Origin of the sequence: Capnocytophaga periodontitidis (assembly GCF_016126015.1) — a bacterium.
GTDB lineage: Bacteria > Bacteroidota > Bacteroidia > Flavobacteriales > Flavobacteriaceae > Capnocytophaga > Capnocytophaga periodontitidis.
Genome location: NZ_JAEFDB010000009.1, coordinates 13,321 through 33,948 on the forward strand (window position 1 = coordinate 13,321; position 20,628 = coordinate 33,948).

Here is a 20,628-nt window from a genome sequence, read left to right on the forward strand (position 1 = left end):
AGTTACATCATTAAAGTGGTTCTCCGATGATTCGGGTTTTGTACTCGCCTTTTACTATTTGCCAGCATACTTCGTAAGAAAAAGCGCCACTACCATTATGGGCAATGATATAGAGGATATCATCTTCCTTATCATAATACGCAAAATTATTATCCGTATAAAGCCCTATCTCATACAAATCATCATAGGCACTTTTAGGAATAGGCACGTCTTTGCCATTGATCGTGACCGTGATACTCTTGTAATGGTCTTCAGGCAAGAACTCATCATTATCTAGTCCATATATTTTCTTTCCGTCAATGATAAGCTCATTATACTCTTTGTGCCTTTTCTTGGTAATCTTATGTTTGGTTTTGTCAAATGGCTGTTTGGTAAAGGTTATGCTAATACCTTTTCCTGCAATAGTAAGGCTATTACCCTGCTCTTTAGCCTTGCCAATAGATGGGAAGTCTTGTACCTTCTTTAGGCGACTTTTATGTATATAGCCTTTATCTACAGCAATCCAATTCCAAAAATAAACATTCACAAGGGTATTAGCAGGTAGCGTACCTACAATTTTGCTTTTTACGCTTTCTTTAGCGCGAATGTTTACATAGCCGTCTTTGTCTTTTACTACGGCATAATCTCCAAAAGGACCTTGTGCAAAGGTGTTGGTCGTAAGGAGGAAGAATAAAATAAGTAAGTGTTTCATAAAATTTCTAATTATTCTCTACAATACAAAAATCTACACCACAAAGGAGTATTGTGGTTGTCGGTAATAAGGTCTATTAAATTCATATCACTAACTTTTTAAAATCTCCCGTAAAGTATTAAAAACTTTCAAAGAAAAATCATTTTCATCAATAGCTTCTGGAAGCACTAAGTAGTAATAATATACCTTTGAAAAAATACAATAAAAATCATTGTAAAAACTATCATAAGGCTTCTGCTCAAACTCAAAGTATTTTGCCCCACAGTTTAGATTAGTTTCCTTTAGTTCCAAACAAAAACAACCTTCTCCATTGATAAGAGTGTTATAACCTTTCTCGTCGTGTAGAATAAGCATCTTTTTATTCTTCCAAAAGAAATAACCTCTGTGGTCATATTCTTCTTGATTGAAATATTCCCATTGATACCCTATATTTTTAGCAAAATCCAACATTTTTTGTACAACTATCTCTATTGGTTTGTCCGAATAAAAGGGGTAAAACGCTCCTGTAAATTCCATAAAACTACCATTTTAAAAATTTATTGAGTTATATTTTATTTGTTATAAATGTTACCTAAAGTAATTTTACATTAATTATCTGTGTTTTACAATTTAGAAATCACTAATTTCCAAATCTTAGTTTTGCAATTCTGAATTGTGCGAACAGTGTTCGCACTTTTTAAATTGGTACAATATCATTATTTATTTTCCAAGGAAAATAACTGTCATAACTTAAAAGATGTAATTCAAAACTGTCTGCTACTATATGATATTTAATTTCTTTATTAACTCCTTCGGCAGAAAAAATAAATAAGTTTCCAACCCCATTATGATTGTCAAGGAATCTGTTTTTATAGTTCTCATTCATTTCGTCTTGAGATATAAATACTATTGGATTTTCTGAGGTTACCTCTAATTCCCACATAATAGGCATATCTATATAACAGATTTTTTTCAATATGATTTCTACTTGTTTGCCCAAAGAAACATCCATAGTGCCAAATAGTATTATTTCCTCTTCGTTAAAATCTACCATATAAATATCAAGCCAAAGGAATCTTTTAAGAATTATATTTGCCTCTGTTATCTTGTCTGTCTTAATCATTTCTCAAATGTATTGTAATAAACCTGAATTAGGATGCAATTTTTACTTTTCTACTCCTCCTCTGCTGCCCAATCATAAAAACCACTTTCTCACAATTGGGCTTCATACTACTGAATAGTTTGTTCATCGTACTTTTCTCTTTGGATAAACTTTCCTATTTCAAAATAGATGTCTATTGGGTTCAGTCCATAAAGTTGAGCGATGAGAGTTGCTAAGTTCATACCAGAATAATGCTTGTGAAGCACATAAATCATCAGTCTAAAATCTGTTTCCTCTATTTTTGGAAAAGCCTTTTTGATAAATTGAAGTGATTTCTCAAACCACACTTTTTCAGGGGCTACTACCTTATTCAGCCAGTCGGTATACCACATCTCAAAGGTGAGTTTTTTTCCTTTTTCATTAAATTCAGGCGACAGTCCGCCATAATCCTGACGGCTATCAAGCCATATAGTTCCTTTTTCTTTACCATTCACCACCAAAAGATAAGAAGCACCGTGCCCTATATGGCATATTTGCAAGCAACCACTGATGTGCTTTGTATCCATATAGGCTTCCAGTTGCTCTTGGGTAGGGCGTTCACCTCCGTCCCAATCGATACTATTAAGCCATTCCTCTTCATTCCAACGCTCGGTGTAAGGGAAAGGCGTAGAGAGGTCTATAGTCCGGTCTCTCCACATCAAATCTTCCGTTGCTTCTTTAAGGAAACGCAATCCGTAATCGGGACCCACACAGCCATTGGCGATTTGGGTAATAAAAGTGCGATAATCTGCAGGGAGAGTGATATGATTTTCTGCCTCTATTTTGGCTACCTTGGCTTCTTCCAATACGGGGTTCATATATATACCGCCAAATGGTTTTAGCTGAGGAAGTTCTAAGATGATTTGTATTTTCTTTTTGATTTCTTCTATATTCATACTATGCTGAATTGTGCGAATAGTGTTTGCAGTTTTTTCTCTTTATCCTGCTATTACAGACTCTATAAATACCAATTTTTGATTTTTCCATTTGAATCTCCAATAAGTAGCACTTTCTATAACTTCGTATTCACCAATATCGTATACTTCTTTGATTTTATCTTCAGATACTTTTTCAGAATAGCCATCTTCAAACCACACAATCTCTACCTCATTGCCTTTTATAGATATAGAATATTTGTTACTCCCCTTAAAATTATCAACCTTTACACTGTAATACCCCTGATTTTTAATCCAATGAATATCATCTATATCTATTTTAGCAATGGTTTTACTAAAATGTTCATTATAGTTGCCTTTTGGAATAGGACTATTTCCTCTCTGTACTTCTGCTTTTAAACTTCGCAATGCTTCTATGAGTTTTTCTCTATCAGCTTTTAGTATTGCTGTGCGTTCTTGAAATAGCTTTACATTTTGTTCTTCCACTGCGTTGAGTTTCACCTTACTATTGTCACTCATAGGCTTATACCACGGTTTTTCATTAAAGTAATTGCTTATTTCATAGTCTTTAAACTTATAGCCTTTGCGAGCGTAGAGGTCGTTGGTGAGGAAGCGCAATTCATCTATGCTCAATTTGCTGATTTGTTGTTCCTTAATCACTTGGGTGGCACAAGTGGCGCAATCTTTTAGCTGTGCTGTAGCGTTTAGTGAGAACAACGCTATTGATAAGAAGTATAAGTGTTTCATTGTAAAGTAATTTTTCGCAAATATACTGATTTTTTTCAACTTAGCTAAAGTTTTAAAGATGAGTTGCGAGAAATGAGTTGAAGGCTATATATCAAAGACATTAGCTTGAGACTTGTTTTTTATACATTTTATTGAAGATGCTCACTAAAAAACGCCTCCAATTTATCAAACGGAATTACTCCAGCTTGATTGTCGTAAAAATCAGTATGGCGGGCATTAGGGATAATTAGCAGTTCTTTTTTCTTACTTCCGACCAACTTATAGGCATCTTCGCTCATATAGCGAGAATGGGCTTTTTCTCCCGCAATCATAAGGGTTGGTACCTCAATTTCGTTGGCATACGACAGTAGTGGAAAATTCATAAATGAAAGCAGCGTAGTAGCTGTCCAAACGTGATTAGAAACTGAACGCTCGTGAAACCCTCGTGGCGTTTTGTAAAACTCAATATAATCATTCAAGAATTCAGGTACTTTATCCGATGGGGTATCGGGCATAGGGTAACCTGGAGTAGGGGTTCCTGCCTCGGCATCTTTCCAACGGATAGCATTGAGTGAACGCTTCATTTCCAAACGCATTTCGGGTGTATTGGCATCAAAATAACCTTTGCTAAAAACACGTGACATATCGTACATTACCATCGTTGCCACTGCCTTAATACGTGTATCGATAGCCGTAGCATTCAGTGCAAAACCACCCCAACCACAAATACCTATAATTCCTATTTTTTCTCTATCGACAAAGGGTTGAATTCCTAAGCAGTCTACCGCTGCCGAAAAGTCTTCGGTATTGATATCGGGCGATGCTACATTGCGAGGTTCTCCACCACTTTCTCCCGTATAGGAAGGGTCGAAAGCTAAAGTTACAAAGCCTCTTTCAGCCATTGTTTGGGCGTAAAAGCCCGAAGCCTGTTCTTTTACAGCTCCAAAACCACCGCAAACAGCAAGGGCAGCAAGTTTTTTATCTTCGCTGTTTTTCGGGAAATACAAGTCGCCAATAAGGGTGATACCATAGCGGTTTTTGAATGACACTTTTTTGTGTTCAACTTTATCGCTTTTAGGGAAAATCTTATCCCAAGAAGCAACATTTACAGGGTTTTCAGTGTTTGAACTCATATTATTGAAATTTTAGTTTATACGATTTATTCATTATGAATGAAGACACTCTTTACTTTTGCGTATTCTTCTTAAATACAAGCCTATAACCAAGTATATCAATGTTGGAATAAGACCAAAAAGAGGGGATACTAAAAGTGTTTTATCGGGTGAAATAACAGTAAATCCTTCTGAAATGAGAGGGTTAAGAGTGTCTTTCATTGAGTGCATCAAAACTACCAATAAAAGTGAACGCGAGAGAAAGAAAATTTCGGTGTACATTATTGTCCAAACAGCAATAACCACAAAACTCACAAAAACAAATAACACTTTGCTATAAGGGAAAAAGGTTGCCTGATAAGCATCGTCTAAGAATATGAGATTGTATGGCAGGTGCCATATTTGGCAGACGAATGCCACCACTAAATAAATCAACCATTCATTTTTGGTGAGTTGTTCCATTTTTACAGTGAGATAACCTCGAAAAGCCGTCTCTTCTAAAATATTTTTGATAAAAATGGGTAAGAAAGCAGTAGCAAAAACAGGGAGATAGGTAGCAACACTGAACTTGCTCACATCTACCCAACCTAATAGCTTGCCAACAAACACTGTTATACCAACAACCACGGGATAGACTGCAATAGCAAAGATATACCAGCGAGTGTTTTGCTTGAAATGAGGTTTTAAAGGGAAATCTTTCCAACCATCGCCACCGAAAAGGTGGAGCAAAATCATACACACAATAGGAGTAACAATAAAAATCCCTGATCCCAAAGACTCTAAATTAGAAGGCTCACCAAGTAATTGGTTTACCCCAATGCCTATCCATCCGCAAGAGATGGCTACCAAGCTAAATAGGATTACATTCCGTAGTGTTTTTTTATTGGTTCTCATATTAAGGCAGGTTTATTTTAAAATTTCTAAAATTTTATCTTCGTCGTAAACAAGCATACCCACTGCGACCAATGAGGCAATACCGTGTGCCAACATCCAACCTTTAGCAATGTCATTTTTCAGCTCTTCATCGGATAGATTTTTGCATTCCTTGCTATTTTTCATTATTTCAACCACTCGCTCACTTTCAGGAAAAATGTCAGTAAGTTTTACATTGGTAACATTATCCATATAAAAAGCCTTGAATAGGGCGGGCTCGGTGTGTGCCATCCGCACGTATCCAAGTCCTAAATCCAAAAGAGTATTGCCTGTTTTTGAGTAACTGAGTACTACACTTTGCAGGAAGGGCAGTGCCTTTTTGCAGATTTCGGCTTTAAGGTCATCCATATTTTTATAGCACCAATAGATGGGCTGAGTGGAGCAACCTATTTGCTTAGCAATATTTCGGGCAGAAAGCACAGCGAAACCCTCTTTTCGCACCATCTCAAAAGCAGTTTCTATAATTATTTCTTGGGTTATTGTTGTTGATTTCGGCATAAAACTTTGTTATAACATCTGTAATATAACATCTGTTATTTTTTGCAAAAGTAGTACAAATTTTCAAACCTGCAAATTTTTAATCAAAAAAGATTTATCCTATACGGCTTGCACCGTCATTCGTCATTCGTATTTCGTAATTGTGCCAACTGTTCTTTGGCGTTTAGCCTATCGGTTACTTCTTTATCACTGATGATATGTCCGTCTTTCAGTACAACTGTGCGTTTGCTGAATTGGGCAATATCGTCTTCGTGGGTTACGAAGCCTATAGTGCTACCTTGGTCGTTCAGGCGTTGAAAAAGCTCCATTACTTCGTAGGAAGTTTTGGTATCGAGGTTACCGGTAGCCTCATCGGCGAGAAGGATTACGGGGTGGTTTACAAGGGAGCGCGCAATGGCTACCCGTTGCTGTTGTCCACCCGATAGTTCACTGGGTAAGTGGTTCAATCGGCTTTCCAAACCTACGCTGATGAGAGCTTCAATAGCGCGCTCACGGCGTTCTTTGGCTGATACTTTAGGGTTGTACATCAGTGGGAGTTCCACATTCTCAATGGCTGAGGTACGGGCTAATAGGTTATACGACTGAAAGATAAAACCTATTTTCGTGTTGCGTATATGTGCTAAATCGTTCTTGCTCATATCTTTCACCGAGATGCCGTCCAAAATGTAATCGCCTGACGACGGACGGTCTAAACAACCTAATATGTTCAATAAGGTTGATTTACCCGACCCACTGGGTCCCATAATGGTTACGAACTCGCCTTCTCTGATGGTCAGGTTAATGCCTTTGAGAGCGTGTACCGTCTCATTCCCCATCTGGAAGTTGCGCTTCATATCGCGTATATCTATAATGGCTTTTTTCATTTATTTAGCTTTTGAATTGTTTCTATTAGGGCGTTTTGGCATAAATGGACTGCTGCTATCGCTGTTCTTACTGTCGCCTCCAGCCACTTGCGGGCGGTCGCCTTGCAGGTTAGTGGCTACTTTCTCACCAACGTTGAGTCCACTCACTACTTGTACGTTGATACCATCATTACTGCCTATGGTTATGGCTTTTTGGGCAAGACTACCATCGGTGTTCACTACCCATACGTATTTTTGTTTGCCCTTGCCGTGTTGTACTTTAGGAACTTCAGCTGTAATACCTTTTTGAGCGTAATATTGTAGTAACACATCGGTATCAGGAGTGAAGTTGATAGCTTTGGCAGGGACAATAGTTACGCCTTTCAGTTCATTAGTATAAATAGCAATGGTCGCGGTAAGTCCTGGTTTGAGCTTTTCATCCGGGTTTTCAGCCTCTACTATCACCGTATAAGTTACCACGTTTGATGAGGTGGTAGGCGATAAGCGCACTTGGGTAACACGTCCCACAAATTCTTCTTGAGGGTAAGCATCCACGGTGAAACTCACGCGTTGCCCCACTTTCACTTGTCCTATATCGGCTTCATCTACATTCACCTCCACCTGCATACGCTTGATGTCTTTAGCTATTTTAAAGAGCGTAGGCGCACTCATCGAGGCAGCTACAGTTTGCCCTTCTTCAACCTCTTTGCTGAGGATAATCCCGTCAATAGGTGAATAGATATTAGCATAGCCTAAGTTCGTTTTCGCCTGATTGAGGGTCGTAAGGCGTTGTGCTACATTGGTCTTCGCATTGTTAAACTGATACAATGCTTGCTCGTAATCCGATTTGCTAATCACTTGGGCATTGTACATTTTTTGCTGACGCTCGTAATTCTGACGGTAATAATTCAGCTCATTGAGTGCTGAATTGTAGTTAGCCGTCGCATTGATAACGTTCTCTTGTAGATTGGTCTTGTCGAGTTCTGCTAATAGCTGTCCTTTCTTTACTTGGCTGTTGTAATCCACATAGATTTTGCTCACCAACCCCGATACTTGGGTACCTACTTCCACCTCGTCTACTGGTTGCACACTACCTGTAGCGGTTACTTCGGTAGTAACATCACCTTGCGTAACTTCATCGGTTTGTAGGAGAATAAGGGCAGGTTTTTCTTTCATAAAGAAGTGATATACCCCAAAAGCCACTACCGCTAATAGCGCAATAATAATGATTTTTTTGATGTGTTTTTTCATTGTATCTAGTCGTTAGTTATTAGTTGTTATTCATTAGATAATATTCTATAGATTATTTTTCAGAAAGATGACCGTCTCTACATTCCCCCTCCTTGGGAGGGGGTTAGGGGGAGGACTCCCATATAAAACTTCAGCAACTGTACATAGAGTGCCGACATATATTTGTTTTGCAAATACGTTTGTTCGGCAGTGAGGTAGGCGTTTTGGCTCACGAGAAGTTCAGTATTAGTAAGTCCGCCGAACTCGTGTTTCTTCACTGCCAAATCGTAAGCTAATTTAGCATTATCACGAGCCGTACGCGAAGCCGCCTGTTGTGCTTGGTGTGTGGTGGCATTCTGCCAAGCGGTTTCTATCTTAGCATAAAGGTCTTTTTCAGCTTGTTGCTCTTCTAAAACGGACTGCTGCTGAGTGAGCTTTGCTAACTTCACATTATTCTTGTTTTTGTTTTGCGAAAAGATAGGAATATTCAGCGATGCCCCTATCGTCTGACCAAAATTGCTGTCTAACTGAGTAGCATAACCCAAACTATTGAGGTTAGAATATCCGGTATTTACTCCTGCTTGCAAGCTAACAGAGGGCAACACGCCTGCTTTGGCTATTTTGATGTCTTTTTCCGCTATCTTTTGTTGCGATTGATAGATTTTCAGGTTAGGAAGCGCCTGTTTAGCTTGTGCAAACACCTCGTCTTTGTTAGGGATAATCGCTACATAGTCATCTTCTTGCAGGTCGAGGGCAATAGCAAAATCGCTATTGGGGGGGAGCTCCAACAGTTGTTTGAGCGTTAGCACACGGTTGGCATATTGATTCTCTGCCTGAATGATAGCGTATTCATTGTTGGCGTGACGCGTTTCTATTTCTGCCAAACTGAGTTTAGCTATCGATCCATTGGCGAACTTAGTTTGTGCTTGCTTGAGTTCTTCAGCCGAGGAGAGCGCTGTGTTTTTGGCTACTGCAATCCCTTCATAGCTGTAAAGCGCTTGCAAGTAGGCTTCCAGCACACTCAGGGTGATGTTGTTCTTCGCTTCTTGCACATAGAGTTCGTTCTGCTCAAGCAACAGCTTGCTGCGGTCTATTTGTAGATTCTGTTTATTCCCTTGATAGAGAGGCACAGAGGCTGATATCCCAAAGTTGTTGGAGAACGTACGGCGCGATACCCGTTCGTTAGAAATTTGGTTGATTGCCGACCCGTTGTTGAGGTTTGCTGATGCCGACCCGCTCACAGTAGGCAAGCGGTTATCCTTTGCCTGATTGAGGTTGATTTCAGCCGTTTGCTGGTTGAGTTCTGTTTTCTTTACAGAGATGTTGTGCTGTACCGCATAGTTGATACAATCAGTTAGCGACCATTGTTTGGATTGTGCTATAGTCCATAAAGGGGATAGCAAGAGAGATATGTATAAAATTCTTTTCATAGTCTTTAGTTTTTTAGATGAAAGAAGAAGGTGAAAAAGATATTAGGATAGTACGATGAAAATTATCACCCTCTTCTTTACAATTTAATAACCATTTTTTATCATTTAGCTGATGCAAAGGTAGCTTGTAAAGGTAGGGTAAAACAAACTTTATCGACGAAAAGGTTAATTTTATCGACGAAAAGGAAAAATCTCTCTATCTTGAAAAAATCTCTTATGTAATTTGCTAATTATCAAATTGGCTAATTGACAAATTATTGCTACCTTTGCCCCCGATAAAGAAATATGTAATGAAAACAATTCGTATAGGTACGCGTGATAGTGACTTGGCTCTTTGGCAAGCTAAAACCGTACAACACCAATTAGAAGTTTTAGGATACTCCACTGAAATAATTAGTACTAAGTCTCACGGCGATATAGAACTCAGCAAACCACTCTACGAAATGGGAGTTACAGGTATCTTCACAAAAGCCTTGGATATTGCCCTGCTCAACGGTGAGATAGATATAGCAGTACATAGTATGAAGGATGTGCCTACCGCTTTACCCAGCGGGATTGTAGTAGGAGCAGTACTCAAGCGCGGGAACCCTCACGATGTGTTGGTCTACAAAGGTGATCTTTCGTTTTTAGATGCCGAAATAGCAACCATCGCTACCAGCAGTTTGCGACGCAAAGCACAATGGTTGTACCGCTATCCACATCACAATATAGAAAACTTGCGCGGCAATGTGAATACTCGTTTGCAAAAACTCTCCGATAATTCTTGGAATGGGGCTATCTTTGCAGCAGCAGGCTTGGAACGCATTAATAAACTACCTGAAAATCACTTGCTACTCAATTGGATGTTACCTGCACCTGCACAAGGGGCTATAATGGTAGTTGTGCACGAAGACAATATGCCATTACAAAATATACTCTTGCACATTCACGATGATGAAACCTATGTGGCAACACTCTTAGAACGCGCTTTTCTCCGCGCTTTAGAAGGTGGCTGTACAGCACCTATCGGGGCTTTTGCTCAGTTTGACGGAAAAGGAAAATTGCTTTTCAAAGGCGGTTTGTGGAGTGAAGATGGCAAAAAGGCTTCGGTGATAGAAGAAACGCTCACTCAAATAGATGAATATACAGGCGAACAACTTGCTGAAAAAGTAAAATCCAAATTTGAAAATTGACAAATCGACAAATTAATTATTATGTTATATATTAAACAATTATTACAAAACGGAAAAAGCATACACGAGGAAATTACCCTCAAAGGTTGGGTGCGCACCTTTCGCAGCAACCGATTTATAGCCCTCAACGATGGCTCTACTATCGATAACCTCCAAGTAGTAGTAGATTTTGAAAATACAAACCCCGATATACTCAAACGCATTACCACAGGGGCAGCTATTGAAGTAAAAGGGAAATTAGTAGAAAGTCAAGGTAAAGGTCAGTCGGTAGAGTTACAAGCTACCGAGGTAGTGATTTTAGGTGATAGCAACCCCGAAGAATATCCTATCCAGCCTAAAAAACACTCATTGGAATTCTTGCGCGAAAATGCTCACTTGCGTGTGCGCTCTAATACTTTTAGTGCTGTGATGCGCGTGCGTTCTACTTTGGCATTTGCTATACATAAATACTTTCAGGACAACGGCTTTTTCTATGTGAATACACCTATTATCACCGGTAGTGATGCCGAAGGTGCTGGAGAGATGTTCCGTGTAACTACTTTGGATGCTAAAAATCCACCACTTACCGAAAATGGTGAAGTAGATTATAAAAAAGATTTCTTTGGACGTGAAACAAACCTCACAGTGTCTGGTCAGTTAGAAGGTGAAACCTTTGCAATGGCACTCGGCAAGATTTATACTTTTGGTCCTACTTTCCGTGCCGAAAATTCTAATACTTCACGTCACTTAGCTGAATTCTGGATGATAGAACCCGAAATGGCGTTCTACGATCTTATCGACAATATGAATTTAGCTGAAGATTTCATCAAATACGTGCTCAAATATACTTTAGAAGTGCGTCGTGACGACCTTGAGTTTCTCGATAAACGTTTCTTAGAAGAAGAAAAAACTAAACCGCAAAACGAGCGCAGTTCTATGTCGCTTATTGAAAAACTCGAGTTTGTAATTCACAATGAGTTTAAACGTGTGAGCTATACTGAAGCAATTGATATTCTCAAAAATAGCAATTACAACAAAAAGAAGAAATTCCAATATCCTGTAAACGAATGGGGGGTAGATTTGCAAAGCGAACACGAGCGTTACTTAGTAGAAAAACACTTCGAGTGCCCCGTAATTCTCTACGATTATCCAGCAAATATCAAAGCGTTCTATATGCGATTGAATGAAGATGGTAAAACAGTACGCGCTATGGATATCCTCTTCCCTGGTATTGGTGAAATTGTTGGAGGTTCGCAACGTGAAGAGCGTTACGATGTGCTCAAACAAAAAATCGCCGACCTCAATATGGATGAGCAAACGCTCTGGTGGTATCTCGACCTTCGCAAATTTGGTACAGCTGTACACAGTGGTTTTGGTCTTGGTTTTGAACGTTTGGTACTCTTTGCTACAGGAATGACTAACATTCGCGATGTGATTCCTTACCCACGTACTCCACAAAGCGCCGAGTTTTAAGAAATGATTATAATAAAAAAGAGGGTTATCGCTGCGATAACCCTCTTTTTTTAGTAAAAAATATCTTACATAGAGTATTTGTTTACTTTTTCTTTAGCTTTGATAAGATCAAGACCAAGACTGTTGATTTTTTGCTGTTTGTCAAGCAATTTACCTTTTAGCTTAGCTTCGTCTTGAGGAGAAAGAGTACCTTTAGCTTTCTTCATATCAAATTTAGATTGCTCTTTCGCTAAATCAGTTTTAGCTTTTGCTATTTTAGTTTCTACTTTAGCAACTTCACTGTTAGCTTTGTTCAAATTTTCTTTTTTCTTTTGAGCTTCTTTTTCTGCCTTAGCTTTAGCTTTTTCAGCTTTTTCTTGTTCTCTTTTAGCTTTTTCTTGAGCTTTTTTAGCTTCTTTTTCAGCTTTTTCTTTTTCTTTAGCAGATTTTTCTTCAGCTTTTAGCGCTTTTTCTTGTTCTTTTTGTAATTTTTGTTGTGCTTTAAGCTGTTCTTTTTGAGTTTTAAGGTCTGCTTCAGAAGTTGTTTGCTCAACATTGGTTACTACTGGAATAGTAGTATCGGTCATAGTGCCCATTTCGTCTACTTGGGCTAAAGATACCTGAGCTACTAAAAGCCCAGCAAATAAAGTGATTGTACGTAATTTCATATTTGATAATATTATTTAGTTTTACAGTGCAAAAGTAAATAAAAAATATTTACAATTGTCTTTTTTACAAAAGTTTAACACAAAAAAAGTCGCCTACTAATGAGGAGTGGCAGGCGACTTAGGGAGTAATTAAAATATAAATAGTTATGGATTATTGAACATTTCCTCTGATACGCAAACCTTTTACAGGCTCTTTTTTAGCGTTAGAAGTTACAGTAATCGTTTTGCTGATTGGGCCAACACGATTAGTGTCGTATTTTACTTCAATTTTCCCTTTAGCTCCAGGTGCTACAGGTTGATTTGTCCAAGATGGAACAGTGCAACCGCAAGAAGAAGCTACGTTAGTAATTACGAGCGGTGCTTTACCAGTGTTAGTAAATTCGAACACACGCACGCCGTCGGCACCTTGTTTGATGTTACCGTAGTCAATTTCTTCAGATTTGAAAGAAATCTCAGCGTCTTGGGCATAAGCCATTACACCAAAAAATGCTAAAAATACAAATGTTAAAAACTTTTTCATAGTATAAAAATTAAAATAAATAAGTTTGTTTTACGAATAAAATAGTTACAATAACCGTGCCAAAACACTATCTTCTAAATCCTATTACCTAAATTATATCTCCTAAATCCTTATTTGCATAATAATAAATTAATTTGTACCTTTGCACAACTAAAAACTAAAAAACTGATGAAATATCTAATAACTTCTATGCTATTGGTAGCTACAGCTACTCTCTTTGCTCAACAGCAAACCCCCACCGATTGGGAACTCTCAGGGCTCAAAGCTAAGGTGAAAACGATGCGAAGTATTCCTTATTTAGTAACTGCTCAAGGGAAATCTTTTGCCAAATCTGCTATCGATGCCGATTTGGATACGGTAAACAAAATCGCTAACCTCGAAAACCTTCAAAAAGATTTTAACCCTAAAGGTTTCCTCTCCCAAACTCGTTTCTTCTTCAAGAACGGTGATCTTTATAGCCGTATGGACTACTACTATAATCCTCAAGGTCAATTGTTTGAAACTCGCTACAACTCCGATAAAACCCTTTATGTCTACAACCCTCAAGGCTACCTCATCAAAGATGCTACCTACTCTCCTGGGGGCTTCCTCAAATCGCATTACACCTATCAGGTAAATGCTGAAGGGCAAATACTCAAAGAAGAAACTTATCGCGCTAATCAGTTAGAATCTGTCGTTACATATACTTATAATAAACAAGGTGATCCTCTGGAAATGCGCTATAGCGATGCGCAAGGTAACTTGTTGCAAATAGTAAAGAATAAGTTTAACAAACAACACCAACTCTTGAGCAATCGCGTGTATGATAAAGATAATAACTTAGTGAGTACCACTACAAAAAAATACAACGCCAAAGGTGATTGTGTGAAACTACAAGCAGAAACCAAACTGCCTAAAAAACAGAAAAATGTAGCAACTTATGAGTATAAATACGATACTCAAGGTAATTGGATTGCCAAAACGACCTTCATCAATGGCGACCCCCGACAAATTATAGAACGTACCTTCACTTATTATGAATAATCTTCACTTCTTCGGTGTACGACACTTGTCGCCATCAGCTGCCTATCACCTCTTGGATTTCTTAGAAAAAAATAAACCTAAATGTATCCTTATCGAAGGTCCAGCTGATGCTACCCCTCTGATGCCTCAAATCGCTCAGAAAGGGGTAAAACCTCCCATTGCGATGTTGGGCTATACCACCGAGCTACCTATAGAAACGGTGCTTTATCCTTTTGCTACTTATTCTCCTGAGTACCAAGCGATATGCTGGGGCGTAAAAAAGAAAGTCACCCTTAGGTTTATCGACTTGCCTACCGAAAATATGCTCAAGCTCCGCCAAGAACAACCCTCCGACGAGGAAGGCGAAAAAGCACGTGAGTTCTATAAGTATCACAATACACTCTACAAACAACTCGCCGAACAGGTTGACGAAACCGATTACGAAAACTATTGGGAACGCCATTACGAACACAATCTCAATACCGATACTTTCGCCCCCGCTTTGGCATTGCAGTCGGGCGAAATGCGCCAAATGGTAGTAGATAAAGAATACGAAGAAGCACCGTTTGACTTTTCGTATAATCTTATTCGCGAGGCGTATATGAAACGCGAAATTGCCAAAGCTTGCACCGAGTTCAAACCCGAAGAAATAGTAGTGATCGTTGGAGCTTACCATTTGTTAGGTATCCAAAATAACCTACCTCCAATGACCGACGACGAGCTTAAAAAACTCCCCAAAGCTACTGCTCAACTTACTCTAATGCCTTATTCCTACCTCCGCCTCAGCAGCCGTACGGGTTACGGAGCAGGCAATATGGCGCCTTACTACTTTGAACTGATGTGGCGCGCGATGCAAACCAATACAATGGATAAACTCGCGGCAACCTACCTTACCAAGGTAGCCAAAATACTCCGCAATCAAGGACAAAATGCCTCTTCTGCCAGCGTAATTGAAGCCGTGCGACTCGCCAATGTGCTCTCCGCGATGAAAGGCGGTACTTATCCCGTACTCGAAGACCTCCACGATGCAGTTGTAACTTGCTTTGGTGGCGGTGGACTCTCTTCGGTAGCCGAAGCTATCAACAAAGTAGATATAGGTACAGCTATTGGGGCATTGCCTGAAGGGGTAAGCCAAACGCCCGTGCAGGAGGATATGAATCAGGAGCTGAAACGCTTGAAACTCACCAACTACAAATCGGCAGTAGCACAAGACCTCTCTCTTGACCTCCGCGAAAACCTCAAAGTAAAAACCAAAGAAGCTGCTTTCATCGACCTAAACCGCTCTACTTTCCTCCACCGTTTAGAAGTTTTAGGCATTCACTTTGCCACTCAGCAACGCGTACAGCAAGACAAAGCCTCGTGGGCTGAAAAATGGGTCTTGCAATGGAGTCCTGAAGTGGAAATAGAAATCGTTGAAGCTAACCTCAAAGGTGAAACGCTTGAAATTGCCGCTGCCTTTATACTCAAAGAACAACTGAGCGAAGCAACCGACCTTTCGGTAGTAGCCAAAATCATCAGGCAGGCTTGCGAATGTCAGCTTACGCATATTTTTAGCAATGCACTCAGCACTTTGCAAAGCCTTTTGGTAGATAGTAATAATTTTGCCGAAACTGCTTTTGCTGCTCACGAACTCTCAATGCTCATTCAGTATGGCGATTTGCGTCAGTTTAACCTCGAACCGCTGAAACCTATCTTGCAACAACTCTTTTTGCGCGCTTCTCTATTATTGATAGATGCTTCATCTTGTGATGATAAAGCCTCTAAACCAATCGTAGAAGCGATAAATACAATGGAGTTCATCTCCGAACAACAATACGAGCTTGTAGATACCGAAACGTGGCAAAAAGAACTTACTCACCTTGCGTGGCGCGACGATGTAAATACCAAATTATCAGGGGTAGCCTTTGCAATATTGTTAGAACACAATTTAGCAACTGAAGAAGAATGCGCACGTGAGGTATCACGCCGCCTTTCAGCAGGTGTTCCCGCCGATTTAGGTGCTTCGTGGTTTGAAGGATTTTCTGGAAGAAATAGATACGCATTGTTATCGCGTACGATTATATGGCAAGAATTAGATAATTATGTACGCCAATTAGACGAAGAACAGTTTATGCGCTCAGTAGTGTTCTTGCGACGTGCTTTCGCCGATTTTGAGCCTAACCAAAAGAATAGTATAGCTGAATTATTAGGAGACCTTTGGGGTACTGGAAAAGAAGCAACAGCCGAACTTTTGCAAGAAGTGCTTACGGAAGAAGAAAATACCAAATTAGACGAACTTAACGACTTTGATTTTGATTTTTAAATAAATATATGAAAGAAGTATTTACCTTATACCGAAAATTGCGTGAGCGACAACTCAAATTGCTCAATAGCTTTACCCCCGAAGAATTGGCAATCATTCCTGCGGGCTTTAAAAATAATATCTTGTGGAATCTCGCTCACTGCGTAGTTACCCAGCAAAATTATTGTTATGCCAATAGCGACCTGCCTACTTATCTCACCCCTGAATTTGTAGAGCGTTATCGCAAAGGCACCATCCCCGATGGGCATATCCCTACTGCTGCCGAGATAGAGGAACTACAGCAACTCCTCATCCGCACTGTAGATTTACTCGAAACGGATTATCACAAAGGAATTTTTAAGCATTATAACCATTATGTAACAGGTATAGAGTATGAACTCAATACCATTGAAGAAGCTATTTACTTCAATATTTCGCACGAAGGGGTACATTTGGGAAGCGTATTAGCTCTAAAATGCGCTATCAACGCAATAAAAAAACAATAAATACTTTGTCAAAGTCCTTAAAGCCTACCGAGCTACGGTCTTTGACAAAGTCTATAAAATTTTCTAATTGTTTGTCGTACTACTACTGAAATAAAGCATTGCTTACTTCATTGAGGCTACATTCTTTTTGAGTGCCCTCTAACATATTTTTCAGTACAAAAGTACCTTTAGCGAGTTCGCTTTCGCCTATAATCACCACATAAGGAATATTACGCTTGTTAGCATACTCCATCTGTTTCTTTATCTTGGCGGCATCGGGGTAGAGCTCTGCAGTTTTGCCAAGTTGACGCAATGCTTTGAGTAGTTTCATACTCTGTAGCGCTTCAGCATCGCCAAAGTTGATACAAAGCACCTCTACAGTACTGTTGAGCGATTCAGGGAAAAGATTCAGATCTTCCATCACCAACCCGATGCGGTCTAACCCGAAAGAAATACCTATCCCACTGATACCTTTGAGTCCAAAAATACTAGTGAGGTCGTCGTAGCGTCCACCGCCACCTATAGAACCCATTTGTACGCCTGCAGGAGCTCCAATCTCAAAGATAGCTCCCGTGTAGTAATTGAGCCCGCGAGCGAGGGTAACATCGAGGTCTAAGATAGCTGTTTGTAAACCGAGTTGGGCTATTTGTTGGGCTATAAACTCTAATTCTTCTACACCTTTCATACCTGTTTCCGAGCTTTTGAGAATCTCTTTTAGGGCAGATAGTTTTTTGGTAACTGTTCCTTTGAGAGTGAAGATAGGTTGCAATTTTGCAATAGCTTCCTCACTAATACCTCTTTCTTTCATTTCTTTGATCACACCCTCTTCGCCTATTTTATCAAGTTTGTCGAGAGCAACCGTAAAATCGGTGAGTTTATCGCTTTCACCTATCATTTCGGCAAAGCCACTAAGGATTTTTCGGTTGTTCATTTTGATAGTTACCCCTTTGAGATTGAGGGCTGTGAATACAGTGTCGTAGAGTTGTACGAACTCCACTTCCTGCCACAAACTGGTGCTACCTACCACATCGGCATCACATTGGTAGAACTCTCTAAAACGTCCTTTTTGTGGACGGTCAGCACGCCATACAGGTTGTATTTGATAGCGTTTGAAAGGGAAAGTTAGTTCGCTTTGGTGTTGTACTACATAGCGAGCAAAAGGAACTGTAAGATCATAGCGAAGGGCTTTTTCGGAGAGTTGAGGAGTGAGTTTTTGAGGGTTTTTAGCTTCCCAATCTTCTTGTTTTACTCCTTGTGTAAAGTCACCTGAATTGAGTATCTTGAAGATAAGACGGTCACCTTCTTCGCCATATTTGCCCATTAGGGTATTGTAGTTTTCAAAACTTGGGGTTTCTATAGGTTGAAAACCAAAGGTGTTGAAAGCATTTTTTATAGTGTTGATAATGAAGTTGCGTTTAGCTACTTCGGTAGGTGAAAAGTCGCGAGTACCTTTTGGTATACTTGGTTTTTGTATTGCCATTGTTTTTTAGGTGTTTTTTATATTAAAATATATGCATCTATACATTCCTATATGACCAGATTGGATTTTGTTTTGAACTCTTTGTCTAAGGTGTCTAAATCTGTGGTCATAGTTTTGTTGTTTTATAGGTTTTTAGCTTCTTGCCAATAGGTCTCCATTTCTTGTAAGGTCATATCTTTGAGCGATTTGCCTTGTGCCGTAGCTTTTTCTTCTAAGTACTGAAAACGTGCAATAAACTTGCGATTGGTGCGCTCTAAGGCATCTTCGGGGTTTACCTTTAAAAAACGGGCATAGTTGATGAGACTAAACAGCACATCGCCAAACTCACTTTCTATATTGCTTTGCTTTTGAGCTTTTACTTCGGCGTGTAGCTCATCTATTTCTTCTTTTATCTTTGCAAAAACATCATCGATATTATCCCAATCAAAACCTACACCAGCAGCTTTATCTTGTATGCGAGTGGCTTTTACTAAGGCAGGCAGACTCTTGGGAACACCACCCAAAACACTCTTGTTGCCTTCTTTGAGTTTTATTTTTTCCCAATTGCGCTTTACATCCTCCTCGTTGTTTACTTGCACATCGCCGTAGATGTGGGGGTGTCGCTCAATGAGTTTTTCGCATACGCCATTAGCTACATCGGCGATGTTGAAACTGTTGGTTTCACTGCCTATTTTGGCATAGAAAACGATATGCAAGAGCAAGTCGCCTAATTCTTTTTTTACTTCTTGGAGGTCGTTGCTAAGGATAGCATCGCCTAATTCGTAAGTTTCCTCAATAGTGAGATGGCGCAAACTCTGCATTGTTTGCTTTTTGTCCCACGGACATTTAGCGCGTAGGTCGTCCATTATGTTGAGGAGTCGCTCTAAAGCTACTAATCGTTCGTCTTTCATATCAATCCGATGAATTTACTTCGGGCGAGGAGGCTGGCGCCTAAAAGTCCTGCTTTTTCACCCAATTTAGATACTTTAATAGTGGAATCTTGACTTACTAAGTTTAATGAATATTTTCTAATGGCACTTCGCAAGGGTAGCATTAGGTAGTCGCCGGCGTAGGCGAGTGTTCCTCCAATAACAACCAATTCGGGGTTGAAAAGGTTGATGAGCCCCGCGATATGTTTGCCTAAAGAGTTTCCTATTTCTTCAATCAGCTCAATGGCGAGCATATCTTCTTGTAGAGCAACCTCTATGATGTCGTTCAAACTTACGGGTGCTTTGGGGTCGTATCCGTTTTTTTGAGTAAGCAAAGAGGAGTGTCCGCTGTGCAGTTTTTCCAAGAACTTGCGGTGTAAGGCTAAGCCAGAAGCTTCTGTTTCTAAACAACCTTTTTTGCCACAATGGCAGAGTATTTCGTTGCCAAAGGCTGGAATATGTCCAAACTCTCCTGAAAATCCTGACTTTCCATAGTATAGCTGTCCGCCTACGATAATGCCGAGCCCTAAGCCCCAACTAACGTTTACATACAAGATGTTTTTCTCGCCGTTTACACATCCTTTGATATATTCACCGTAAGTCATTGCACGAGAATCATTATCGATAGAAACATTGATATTCAGTTCGTTCTCAAACATTTCGGTAAGAGGGCGTTCATCGAAATAGAAACTGCTATAACTATGCCCCGTGAGGGTGTTTACACGTCCGGAAATATTGATACCCATACTGAGGATTTTGTGTTTGGGTACTTTTGATTTGTGAATAAATTGATTGATGATTTCACAGAGTCTTTGAAATCGTTCTTGAGGCTGAGATTCGGTGAAAGGAATAGAGAGTTCTTCACTGATGAGTTCACCTTTGAAGTCGGTGACACCTATATTTACGTGAGAATGGCATATATCTATCCCGATGAAGTAGCCAGAGCTTTGGTTGAGCCCATAGATATTGGGACGACGCCCTCCAGAGGTTTCTATTTTACCAAAATCCATTACGATGCCGTCGTCAATGAGTTCACCTACCATTTTGGTAACGGTGGGCACGCTGAGATCTAATTCTTTGCCAAGGTCGGCAAGAGTGTTGTCGCCATTGTTGATGTAGTAGCAAATGATATCCTTTTTAAGGGAAGCACTGCGAATGCCTGCTTTTATATCATCTAAAAATTTAAGTCCCATAATTTGCTAT

General features: G+C 39.7%; 21 protein-coding genes. 5 read left to right on the forward strand and 16 right to left on the reverse strand.

Translation table 11 applies throughout. The features are described from left to right. Nucleotides 1–10: 10 nt before the first annotated feature. From I7X29_RS11415 to I7X29_RS11465, 11 genes are all read right to left on the reverse strand, one after another. Nucleotides 11–691: an SH3 domain-containing protein gene (locus tag I7X29_RS11415; protein ID WP_198474826.1), complete on the reverse strand. Its 681-nt coding sequence runs from the start codon at nt 689–691 to the stop codon at nt 11–13. Between the two features lie 90 nt (nt 692–781). Continuing rightward, nucleotides 782–1,207: a hypothetical protein gene (locus I7X29_RS11420; RefSeq protein ID WP_198474828.1), complete on the reverse strand. Its 426-nt coding sequence runs from the start codon at nt 1,205–1,207 to the stop codon at nt 782–784. Between the two features lie 160 nt (nt 1,208–1,367). Further along, the gene (locus tag I7X29_RS11425; protein WP_009746115.1) at nt 1,368–1,793 is read right to left on the reverse strand and encodes a hypothetical protein; all 426 of its coding nucleotides are present in this window, start codon (nt 1,791–1,793) and stop codon (nt 1,368–1,370) included. 107 nt (nt 1,794–1,900) lie between these two features. Continuing rightward, the gene (locus I7X29_RS11430; protein ID WP_198474830.1) at nt 1,901–2,707 is read right to left on the reverse strand and encodes an SMI1/KNR4 family protein; all 807 of its coding nucleotides are present in this window, start codon (nt 2,705–2,707) and stop codon (nt 1,901–1,903) included. Nucleotides 2,708–2,749: 42 nt separating this feature from the next. Next, nucleotides 2,750–3,454, reverse strand: coding sequence for a YARHG domain-containing protein (locus I7X29_RS11435; RefSeq protein ID WP_198474832.1), 705 nt, complete (start codon nt 3,452–3,454; stop codon nt 2,750–2,752). Nucleotides 3,455–3,582: 128 nt separating this feature from the next. Beyond that, entirely contained in the window at nt 3,583–4,566 is a 984-nt protein-coding gene (locus tag I7X29_RS11440; protein WP_198474834.1) for an alpha/beta hydrolase, read from the reverse strand. A gap of 33 nt (nt 4,567–4,599) precedes the next feature. After that, a complete protein-coding gene (locus I7X29_RS11445) occupies nt 4,600–5,439 on the reverse strand; it encodes a CPBP family glutamic-type intramembrane protease (RefSeq protein WP_198474836.1) in 840 nt (279 codons plus the stop codon). Between the two features lie 12 nt (nt 5,440–5,451). Then, complete coding sequence (locus tag I7X29_RS11450; RefSeq protein WP_198474837.1) at nt 5,452–5,976, reverse strand: TetR/AcrR family transcriptional regulator; 525 nt, start codon at nt 5,974–5,976, stop codon at nt 5,452–5,454. Between the two features lie 116 nt (nt 5,977–6,092). Then, the gene (locus I7X29_RS11455) at nt 6,093–6,839 is read right to left on the reverse strand and encodes an ABC transporter ATP-binding protein (RefSeq protein ID WP_198474839.1); all 747 of its coding nucleotides are present in this window, start codon (nt 6,837–6,839) and stop codon (nt 6,093–6,095) included. Further along, on the reverse strand, nt 6,840–8,069 hold the full coding sequence (locus I7X29_RS11460) for an efflux RND transporter periplasmic adaptor subunit (protein ID WP_198474841.1): 1,230 nt from the start codon (nt 8,067–8,069) through the stop codon (nt 6,840–6,842). 77 nt (nt 8,070–8,146) lie between these two features. Continuing rightward, nucleotides 8,147–9,478 carry a TolC family protein gene (locus I7X29_RS11465; RefSeq protein ID WP_198474843.1) on the reverse strand — a complete coding sequence of 444 codons (1,332 nt, stop codon included), beginning with the start codon at nt 9,476–9,478 and terminating at the stop codon, nt 8,147–8,149. Nucleotides 9,479–9,768: 290 nt separating this feature from the next. On the opposite strand from I7X29_RS11465, the gene hemC reads away from it, so the two are divergent. Both hemC and asnS read left to right on the forward strand, forming a co-directional pair. Continuing rightward, entirely contained in the window at nt 9,769–10,650 is an 882-nt protein-coding gene (gene hemC / locus I7X29_RS11470) for a hydroxymethylbilane synthase (RefSeq protein WP_198474845.1), read from the forward strand. Between the two features lie 21 nt (nt 10,651–10,671). Then, complete coding sequence (gene asnS / locus I7X29_RS11475) at nt 10,672–12,102, forward strand: asparagine--tRNA ligase (protein ID WP_198474847.1); 1,431 nt, start codon at nt 10,672–10,674, stop codon at nt 12,100–12,102. Nucleotides 12,103–12,167: 65 nt separating this feature from the next. On the opposite strand, the gene I7X29_RS11480 is transcribed toward asnS, so the two are convergent. Next, nucleotides 12,168–12,749: a hypothetical protein gene (locus tag I7X29_RS11480; protein WP_198474849.1), complete on the reverse strand. Its 582-nt coding sequence runs from the start codon at nt 12,747–12,749 to the stop codon at nt 12,168–12,170. Between the two features lie 151 nt (nt 12,750–12,900). Further along, nucleotides 12,901–13,269 (reverse strand): DUF1573 domain-containing protein, encoded by a 369-nt coding sequence (locus I7X29_RS11485; RefSeq protein ID WP_002681708.1) that lies wholly within the window; start codon nt 13,267–13,269, stop codon nt 12,901–12,903. A gap of 168 nt (nt 13,270–13,437) precedes the next feature. On the opposite strand from I7X29_RS11485, the gene I7X29_RS11490 reads away from it, so the two are divergent. From I7X29_RS11490 to I7X29_RS11500, 3 genes are read left to right on the forward strand one after another with little or no spacing between them, the layout of a single operon-like run. Then, the gene (locus tag I7X29_RS11490; RefSeq protein ID WP_198474851.1) at nt 13,438–14,292 is read left to right on the forward strand and encodes a hypothetical protein; all 855 of its coding nucleotides are present in this window, start codon (nt 13,438–13,440) and stop codon (nt 14,290–14,292) included. Continuing rightward, the gene (locus tag I7X29_RS11495; RefSeq protein ID WP_198474853.1) at nt 14,285–16,573 is read left to right on the forward strand and encodes a DUF5682 family protein; all 2,289 of its coding nucleotides are present in this window, start codon (nt 14,285–14,287) and stop codon (nt 16,571–16,573) included. The genes I7X29_RS11490 and I7X29_RS11495 overlap by 8 nt, the downstream gene beginning before the upstream one ends. A gap of 8 nt (nt 16,574–16,581) precedes the next feature. Further along, nucleotides 16,582–17,058: a DinB family protein gene (locus I7X29_RS11500; protein WP_198466232.1), complete on the forward strand. Its 477-nt coding sequence runs from the start codon at nt 16,582–16,584 to the stop codon at nt 17,056–17,058. A gap of 82 nt (nt 17,059–17,140) precedes the next feature. On the opposite strand, the gene hisS is transcribed toward I7X29_RS11500, so the two are convergent. The 3 genes from hisS to I7X29_RS11515 all read right to left on the reverse strand — a co-directional run bounded on the left by hisS (nt 17,141) and on the right by I7X29_RS11515 (nt 20,618). After that, nucleotides 17,141–18,517: a histidine--tRNA ligase gene (gene hisS, locus I7X29_RS11505; RefSeq protein ID WP_198474855.1), complete on the reverse strand. Its 1,377-nt coding sequence runs from the start codon at nt 18,515–18,517 to the stop codon at nt 17,141–17,143. Nucleotides 18,518–18,639: 122 nt separating this feature from the next. Further along, a complete protein-coding gene (mazG, locus tag I7X29_RS11510; RefSeq protein ID WP_198474857.1) occupies nt 18,640–19,407 on the reverse strand; it encodes a nucleoside triphosphate pyrophosphohydrolase in 768 nt (255 codons plus the stop codon). Then, nucleotides 19,404–20,618 carry an ROK family transcriptional regulator gene (locus I7X29_RS11515; protein WP_198474859.1) on the reverse strand — a complete coding sequence of 405 codons (1,215 nt, stop codon included), beginning with the start codon at nt 20,616–20,618 and terminating at the stop codon, nt 19,404–19,406. The genes mazG and I7X29_RS11515 overlap by 4 nt, the downstream gene beginning before the upstream one ends. Nucleotides 20,619–20,628 lie beyond the last annotated feature (10 nt).

Coding starts and splice junctions, on each gene's coding strand:
- hemC (WP_198474845.1), top strand. CDS start 9,769: ATGAAAACAATTCGTATAGGTACGCGTGATAGTGACTTGGCTCTTTGG.
- mazG (WP_198474857.1), bottom strand. CDS start 19,407: ATGAAAGACGAACGATTAGTAGCTTTAGAGCGACTCCTCAACATAATG.
- I7X29_RS11440 (WP_198474834.1), bottom strand. CDS start 4,566: ATGAGTTCAAACACTGAAAACCCTGTAAATGTTGCTTCTTGGGATAAG.
- I7X29_RS11460 (WP_198474841.1), bottom strand. CDS start 8,069: ATGAAAAAACACATCAAAAAAATCATTATTATTGCGCTATTAGCGGTA.
- I7X29_RS11430 (WP_198474830.1), bottom strand. CDS start 2,707: ATGAATATAGAAGAAATCAAAAAGAAAATACAAATCATCTTAGAACTT.
- I7X29_RS11415 (WP_198474826.1), bottom strand. CDS start 691: ATGAAACACTTACTTATTTTATTCTTCCTCCTTACGACCAACACCTTT.
- I7X29_RS11500 (WP_198466232.1), top strand. CDS start 16,582: ATGAAAGAAGTATTTACCTTATACCGAAAATTGCGTGAGCGACAACTC.
- I7X29_RS11425 (WP_009746115.1), bottom strand. CDS start 1,793: ATGATTAAGACAGACAAGATAACAGAGGCAAATATAATTCTTAAAAGA.
- I7X29_RS11490 (WP_198474851.1), top strand. CDS start 13,438: ATGAAATATCTAATAACTTCTATGCTATTGGTAGCTACAGCTACTCTC.
- I7X29_RS11450 (WP_198474837.1), bottom strand. CDS start 5,976: ATGCCGAAATCAACAACAATAACCCAAGAAATAATTATAGAAACTGCT.
- I7X29_RS11515 (WP_198474859.1), bottom strand. CDS start 20,618: ATGGGACTTAAATTTTTAGATGATATAAAAGCAGGCATTCGCAGTGCT.
- I7X29_RS11420 (WP_198474828.1), bottom strand. CDS start 1,207: ATGGAATTTACAGGAGCGTTTTACCCCTTTTATTCGGACAAACCAATA.
- asnS (WP_198474847.1), top strand. CDS start 10,672: ATGTTATATATTAAACAATTATTACAAAACGGAAAAAGCATACACGAG.
- I7X29_RS11435 (WP_198474832.1), bottom strand. CDS start 3,454: ATGAAACACTTATACTTCTTATCAATAGCGTTGTTCTCACTAAACGCT.
- I7X29_RS11465 (WP_198474843.1), bottom strand. CDS start 9,478: ATGAAAAGAATTTTATACATATCTCTCTTGCTATCCCCTTTATGGACT.
- I7X29_RS11485 (WP_002681708.1), bottom strand. CDS start 13,269: ATGAAAAAGTTTTTAACATTTGTATTTTTAGCATTTTTTGGTGTAATG.
- hisS (WP_198474855.1), bottom strand. CDS start 18,517: ATGGCAATACAAAAACCAAGTATACCAAAAGGTACTCGCGACTTTTCA.
- I7X29_RS11495 (WP_198474853.1), top strand. CDS start 14,285: ATGAATAATCTTCACTTCTTCGGTGTACGACACTTGTCGCCATCAGCT.
- I7X29_RS11445 (WP_198474836.1), bottom strand. CDS start 5,439: ATGAGAACCAATAAAAAAACACTACGGAATGTAATCCTATTTAGCTTG.
- I7X29_RS11455 (WP_198474839.1), bottom strand. CDS start 6,839: ATGAAAAAAGCCATTATAGATATACGCGATATGAAGCGCAACTTCCAG.
- I7X29_RS11480 (WP_198474849.1), bottom strand. CDS start 12,749: ATGAAATTACGTACAATCACTTTATTTGCTGGGCTTTTAGTAGCTCAG.